We start from the raw sequence: 6827 nt of genomic DNA, 5'->3' as shown, positions 1-6827 counted from the left end.
GGCCGACACGCCCCAAGGGTGGGGAATTACGTGACAGGCGGGTGAGGAATTACGTGACGGGTCGACCCCTCAACCTGGGGAATTACATGACCGCTGACAGCTGGTCAATCAGACCGCCGATGGCGTGGATCTGAACGCCATCTGGGCGCAGGCGGCATCGGCGATGTCGCTCTACAACCGCGAACGGTCCTCCCTGGCGGCGTTGATCAGTTATCCGACGACGAACGTCGGTGACGCGATTCCGCAGCAAGCGTCCAGCGCCAACTTCGAGGAAGCTTCCGAGTTTGGAGAGCCGGTCGGCATCCGCGCCGCCCCCGACGCGTTGGTGCTGGGGTACGACTTCAAGGACTACGACCTCGCCAGTCGGATGACCTGGAAGTTTCTCCGCAACGCCACGGCGGAACAAGTTAACGCAGCGATCAATCAGGCGCTGGAAGCCGACAACCGGCTAGTGACCGGCAAGCTGCTCCGGCGCTTGTTCGACCCGACCGAAGGCACCAACGAGCACCAGCACCGCGTGTTCGGGCTGTGGAACGGCACCGACGGCATGGCACCGCCCCCGCACGCCGGTCTGGAGTTCCCCAGCACGACCAGCCACTACCTCGCAAGCGGCAACACAGCGATCGACCCCGGCGACTTGCTGGATGCGATCAATGCGGTGCGGTTGAAGGGCTTTGGCGCGTCGGTGGACACGCGCCTGATCGTGCTGTGCCACCCCAACGAGGCCGAAGAGATCAGCACTTTCCGCGCGGGGCAGGAAGCCAATGGCGTCGTCAGTAAGTTCGACTTCATCCCGTCGGAGAGCGCCCCGGCGTACCTCACCGAGGAAAACGTCGTGGGGCAGGTCGCGCCCGGTGAGTTCGGCGGATTGGAAGTACTCGGTAATTACGGCCCAGTGTGGATCGTCCCGTCGTACTTCGTCCCCGCTGGTTACTTCGCAGTGGTGGCTACGGGCGGGCCGAACAGCGCCCGGAACCCCATCGCATTCCGCCAGCATACGAACCCCGCCTATCAGGGCCTGCGGATCATTCCGGGGCGCGACCAGCGGTACCCGTTGCAGGATTCGTTCTTCCAGCGGTCGTTCGGGTGCGGCGTCCGCTACCGCAGCGCGGCGTGCGTGGTGCAGGTGACCCCCGGTTCCGTGTACACCCCGCCCGTGTGGGCGTGGTCCTGATGGCCACGCGCATGGGCACCTACGGCCCCCGTGACGACCGTCCCGTGGCGCGGCAGCACCCCGAGGCCGGCGAGTACTCGTGGGGGCCGGGTCTGACCCCCAAGGGACTGGAGAACGCCGCGCCCGCTGACGGCGGCATGTACCGAGGCAAGACGCCGCCCGTCGCTGAACCGCCCGGACTGCGCGCCCTCGCCGACGAGCTGGACCGGCGCGGGAGCCGCTGACATGGCCCGCCGCCGGAACCAACGCCGTGACCGGCTGGGTCGCTTTGCGGGAACGGGGACCAAGGTGGCCAACACCGCACGGGGCGCGCGTACTGCGGCCAGGGCTGCGACGAAGACCGGCGCGACCAAGGTAGCGACGGGCGTAGGCAAAAGCTACGTAAGCGGAAGCTTCAGTAAGAACCTCGTCGTAGGCCAGGGCGTCGAATACAAGGGCGTGAAGGTGGGCGCGGAATTCAAGACGCCCAAGGGCCGGGGCGTGCTCGTGAAGGGGATCGTCGGGTATCACGGCAAGCCGGACCGCCGTTTCGACATCACGCCGGAGCTGAACAAGACGCAGAAGAAGCTCAGCGTGCACGCCACGCCAAATCCCAACCGCCGCGCCGCCGCAGGCACCAAGCTCAAGCGGTAACCCCAGACCGCGACCGGGGCAGTCCGGTCGCCGCCGCGTCTTGTTGGTTCCCTTGCCTTCCGGCGGGGCGCGGCACCCAACTTCACAGACGCCGCGTGCGCCAGTCCCGGCCACGCGGATAACAAGCCGTCGGGCGTGAACTTGTTCTGGCGACGGTGAGAGCAAGGCCCTGGATCGACTTGTCTCCGGGTGGCTACTCACAGAAGACCCCGCGACGGAATTCTCTCCGGTTCACCATCGCGGGGTCTTCTGCTGGATTGGGCAGAATCACATCCGTCACACTGGCATCACACGTACCGCCGTTGACTTTCTTTCGCCCACAGCTGCAGACCCAAAGTCGCTCCAGGGCCGTCAGCGTTGATCTGGACCGCAAATCACACACCGACGTGTTAAGTAAAGGGAAAGAAGACTCGGTCGAATACATTCGCTACCAGCATCTTTCGTGACTGAAGTGTGGTTGCGGGGTGGTGGCTGTGTGCGCTAGCGTGGCGGCAGCACCGCAGCAGCCAACACGACGCAGCGCGTGCGGCACACAGACGAAACGAAGCCCCCGCACGTAAACGTAAGAACTCTGGTCGACGCCTTTAACAAAGCGGTTCAATCGCCGGTCACCGCCCGGTCCGAGGCAGCATCGCGGCTCACCCTTTGAGCAGAGAAGCGCGCGCACATCTCAGAGAAGTGATCACGGGACGGCGCGCTGCGTTCTCCCTCCAACGGAAGGCTATTGATGATGAGTCAGCAATACGGACACGCCCACGCGGCCCGTCCCATCAGCCCACCGCAACGGCCAGTCCGCCGCGCGCCGATCAACCGCGACGAGCTCAACGAGCTACCGACAATTCGTGGCAGGGACGCCGCCGTGGCGTTCATCAGGGATCGCCTGGGCGTACCGGTGACGCCGAACCGGATGCGGACAGCCCTGGAGCGGCGCGAGCTGCCCGTCTACAAGATTGACCGCTGGAATCATACGGCTGAAAAGGACCTCTACGACTGGGTTCTGTCTCTCGCTAAGACCCGCAAGGACGGTGCAGCATGAACGATTACTACCCACTCGGCCAGGCACGCAAGGACTTCCCGGCTCTGCACGCCCTCTACAACGACGACCACGCCGCTTTGAACGCTGCGCACCCGCTTGTGGATCAGGCCAAGGCTGGGAACCGTCCGGTGATCCGGTCACTTGAGGAGGGCGGAATTCTGTCTGTGCGTGAGCACAACCTCTCGCCCGCAGCCCGATTACATCCCGTCCTCAGCGAGGGGATTGATCGCGCCCGGAAGATCCCGCCGAGATTTGACCTTGTCGGTCTCGCCGGGGTTGACCGCGTCTACGGCAACACCGGACGCGGATTGCTGCCGTACAGCGCGTATCCGCACACCGTCGTTGATCTGCGGGAAGAAGAGCGCGACCGTCTGGGGATCACTCACGGGGAACAAGCGATGCTAGACGTGGAGTACGTTCACGCGCTGGAGCTTGCCGACTACGGCGGTTCTCTGTCGAGCTCGGTGGTCTTCCATCTTGCTGAGTGGACCGAAGACGACGGAGCGTTGGCGTGCCCGGTAGTCGCGGGGTGGTCGGCGTGGCGGATCGTGAACATGGTGGTTGTGTCCAGTTGTGTCTGCTATTGGTGCAACGACAAATCGTCAAAGCCGCTTCGGGACTATCTGCTCGTCAGCTGCGGTGGAACGTTGCGCGTGTTCTCTACGTGCTCACCGTGCCGCGAGGGGTTCGACCGCGACACCGAACCTGGCGGACTGCACTGGCGAATGAACGACGACTGGTTTCACGCGACCGGCTGTCCGTCAGATGAGTGGATCTGATGCGCGCGGGGTGGTGTGAGCCAGGGTCCGCGATCGTCGCCGGCCCGAGCTTGCGGGATGCGCCGGACTTGTTCTTGGGGTGGGCGTTCCAGGTTAAGAAGCGGTGGGGGCGAACGTTCGTCATTGATGAAGACGACCGCGAATGGCACGACGATGTATGGGTGCTTCCGCCTGGGAGTTTCCGGCGGTGTACGGCGGTGCGGGGGTTGGTGCAGTACCCGGCAGTGCGGTTGCTGGGTGGCGCATCGCGGCCTCCTGGCTGCCCCGCTGGCGGGCTTGTATGCCCGCTGGGCAACCCTGGCAGAGCGGCCCGGAAGTCAACCGCCGCAAACGAAAAGGACGCACTCGATACGAACCGAACGCGCCCTTTTCTGGACCGAGCTAGAACCGTCGAAAGTGCTGGAGCGGACCGCTGACCAGCGTACCGCACCCGTGCGAAATTAATTGTGCAGCAATGGCATAGAATTAGCTAGGTAGTACGCTAGGCATGCTGCACACGCGCAACGCCCGCCTTGGTGTAGCGACCAGGGCGGGCGTTGTTCTCAAAGTCCCGAGGCTCCCATCTCGGTTTCAGCCGCTTCCTACGCGAAAGCGACTGAACATGACTCACCACGCGAAAGGCTCGTCAATGCGCAATACTACCAGGCCCCAGACGTCCCGGGTAGTTTCGTCTGTAGTAAATAAAGTTCAGGCACAACATGATACGGATCTGATTGTCCCCGATGTGTCGGACCTGTCCCTTGCTGAAGCTGCCTTGGCTTATGCCTCTACCGGATGGTTCGTTCTCCCAGTGATGCCCGGTACCAAGAGTCCGGGCAGTGTGGTCGGCGGCGAGTGGCAATGCAAGTCCTCCCGCGACCCCGAGGAGATTGCGGCGTGGTGGAGCAAGAATCCAGACTACGGAATCGCTTTGCACGCAGGCCGCTCCGGTGCAATCGTCTTCGACTTGGATGTGGACGACTTCGGCGACCTTCCGGGGGAGATGCGGGAAGGATTGCGTAAGGGACGATTCCAGAGTACCCGCCAGGGAGTCGGCGATCGCGGACACTATGTGTTCGCCGTTTCCGCGGGGGAATCCTATGGCAACGGTGCCGGGGCGTTCCGGACTTTTGGAGAGGTGCGCGGCAAGAACGGCGTCATCATCGCGGCCCCGACTCCGCACGTCGACGCCGACACGAAGGGTGGCAGGTACGTGTGGGCTGATTCAGGCCCGCTGCCGCTCGTGAGCGAAGCTCCGCAGTTGCTTGCGTGCTTGCGTGCTGCTCCCGAAAACGAAGCGCCGTTGCTCGCTCCCGACGAAATGAAGGCATTCCTCGACACGTACACCGGCAGCGAACGGATGCCTGCGTTCGCGGGCTTGATCAAGACGTTCGAGCGCGAGCTCAAAGAGAACGGGTCGCGGCACGGAGCAATGGTCAATGCGCTGGCGATGGGCTTCCGTGAGGCCGTGGCGGGTTGCTATCCGGCGGATGACGTGTACACGACTGTTCAAAGGATGTTCAAGAGGTCGTTCGAGGACAAGGAACTCTCAGTGCGCGAAGGCCGTACGAGACCCAGTCGGGACGAGTTCGTTCGCGGGGCTCAGTGGGCAGCAGCGCAGGCCCTTCTCGTCGATCCCGAAGAGACCCTGACCCGCCTGAACCGTGACGAGAGTGCCCTCGAGGAGCGCGTGGAGGCATTCTGGACGGCACGCCCAGAGTTGTCGGCGGTACGTCAGTTCGCGCAGGCGCGGTTGATCGCGCCGTGGGCGTTGTTCGGTGCTGTGCTGGTGCGGTCACTCGCGGTAGTGCCTCCGCGCGTGGTTCTGCCTCCACTGATCGGTAGCCATGGAAGTGTCAACTCGTTCGTCGCGCTCGTCGGTTCGTCGGGCGCAGGCAAGAGCGTCACCCGCAGCGCAGCGCGGGAGCTCGTCCGGCTCAAACTGCCGGGGGATGCGCAGTTGCACGTCCGGAACGTCGGCAGCGGTGAGGGCTTGGTGGATCAGTTCGCCACCTACGACGCCAAGGCCAAGGAATACGTCGGCCTGCGGACGCGGGTGATGTTCACCGTGGACGAGGTCGAATCGCTTACCGCTCAGGGTGGCCGCAGCGGGTCCACGTTGTTTCCGACGCTTCGGTCGGCGTGGACGGGTGATTCGCTCGGCTTCGCCAACCGCGACAAGACGAAAGCAATTCCGGTTGAAGCGCACCGCTACCGACTGACGATGATCGTTGGAGCGCAGCCGACCAAAGCGCAACCGCTCCTGGACGATGCAGACGGCGGTACCCCGCAGCGTTTCTTGTGGATGCCGACAACCGACCCGAACGCGCCGGACGTCGAGCCGGCAGAGCCCAAACCGATCACCGTGGGGCCTTGGCCGCAACCGAAGACCGGATTCTCCGTGAGCGGTGTTGAGACGGCTGAAGTCGCACTGGTGACCACGCCTCCTGATCCGAAGAGTTTTGTTGTGCTCGCAATCCCGGAAAGCGTGCGGGAAGACGTGCTGGCACAGCGAAAGAAGGTGTTGCGTGGTGATCCCAGCGCGAACCCTCTCGACGGCCATGCACTCATGACGCGTCTGAAGGTTGCGGTCGGTCTGATGGTGTTGAACGGTCGCTACGACAAGGTAGGCGACGACGACTGGGATCTGGCGGGCGTTGTGATGGAGGTCAGCAATCGCACTCGTTGTGAGGTTGAGAGAGTAATTGCCTCCGAGGCGGCGAAGTCCAATCAGGCTCGAGGCGAAGCCGAAGGACGGCGCGAGCTCGCCAAGGCGGAGGTGTTGCAGAAGGATGGTCTTGCGCGGGTGTGCGACCGAATCATGAAGAAGCTGAAGGACGTCAGTGAGCTGAAGCGCTCGGATATGCCGGATTTTCTCGGTCGAGACAAGGGCTTGAAGGACGACGCTGCCGAACTCCTCGCGGCACGCGGCGAAGTGGAGATCGTTCGCTACAAGGCCAAGAACGGTTCGCCGACATGGCTGATCAGGCCCGTCGAGGAGGAGTGACGGCGCATGCGGCCCGTGACCCTGCACAAGGGGGTACAGGGGTACGGGTACCCCCCATGCCCCGCGCAAACCCATAATTAGGGTGACCTTGAAAGACCAGGTAGAAGAGAGAGATTCATTCGTGGGAAGGCCCCTTGTGGGGTCCGATCGGAAAGGTAGGCGGGTACAGGTACCCATGTACCCCCTATCCGGTCCTAGTGGTAGTCACAGCCTCACGAA

The 6827-nt window shown here is 63.5% G+C and carries 6 protein-coding genes; all 6 read left to right on the top strand.

Annotation, left to right across the window (positions count from 1 at the left end; all coding sequences use genetic code 11):
- The first annotated feature begins 100 nt into the window (after window positions 1–100).
- The 6 genes from ACQR3U_RS20530 to ACQR3U_RS20505 all read left to right on the top strand — a co-directional run bounded on the left by ACQR3U_RS20530 (window position 101) and on the right by ACQR3U_RS20505 (window position 6608).
- Entirely contained in the window at window positions 101–1174 is a 1074-nt protein-coding gene (locus ACQR3U_RS20530) for a hypothetical protein (RefSeq protein ID WP_230811344.1), read from the top strand.
- A complete protein-coding gene (locus tag ACQR3U_RS20525; RefSeq protein WP_230811296.1) occupies window positions 1174–1398 on the top strand; it encodes a hypothetical protein in 225 nt (74 codons plus the stop codon). Before ACQR3U_RS20530 ends, ACQR3U_RS20525 begins: the two co-directional genes overlap by 1 nt.
- A gap of 64 nt (window positions 1399–1462) precedes the next feature.
- A complete protein-coding gene (locus ACQR3U_RS20520; protein ID WP_230811297.1) occupies window positions 1463–1807 on the top strand; it encodes a hypothetical protein in 345 nt (114 codons plus the stop codon).
- 727 nt (window positions 1808–2534) lie between these two features.
- Window positions 2535–2843, top strand: a complete 309-nt coding sequence (locus ACQR3U_RS20515; protein WP_230811298.1) for a hypothetical protein — start codon at window positions 2535–2537, stop codon at window positions 2841–2843.
- A complete protein-coding gene (locus ACQR3U_RS20510) occupies window positions 2840–3622 on the top strand; it encodes a hypothetical protein (protein ID WP_230811299.1) in 783 nt (260 codons plus the stop codon). The genes ACQR3U_RS20515 and ACQR3U_RS20510 overlap by 4 nt, the downstream gene beginning before the upstream one ends.
- 724 nt (window positions 3623–4346) lie before the next feature.
- Complete coding sequence (locus ACQR3U_RS20505; protein WP_230811300.1) at window positions 4347–6608, top strand: bifunctional DNA primase/polymerase; 2262 nt, start codon at window positions 4347–4349, stop codon at window positions 6606–6608.
- Window positions 6609–6827 lie beyond the last annotated feature (219 nt).

It is taken from the genome of Rhodococcus sp. IEGM1339, assembly GCF_050321925.1.
Lineage (GTDB): Bacteria > Actinomycetota > Actinomycetes > Mycobacteriales > Mycobacteriaceae > Rhodococcus > Rhodococcus pyridinivorans.
The sequence above is the reverse complement of the archived record's forward strand: the minus strand, read 5'-3'. Positions and strand labels throughout refer to the sequence as shown.

Bases quoted from the DNA above. Each gene is read 5' to 3' on its own strand.
- ACQR3U_RS20525 (WP_230811296.1), top strand. From the start codon at position 1,174: ATGGCCACGCGCATGGGCACCTACGGCCCCCGTGACGACCGTCCCGTG.
- ACQR3U_RS20515 (WP_230811298.1), top strand. From the start codon at position 2,535: ATGATGAGTCAGCAATACGGACACGCCCACGCGGCCCGTCCCATCAGC.
- ACQR3U_RS20510 (WP_230811299.1), top strand. From the start codon at position 2,840: ATGAACGATTACTACCCACTCGGCCAGGCACGCAAGGACTTCCCGGCT.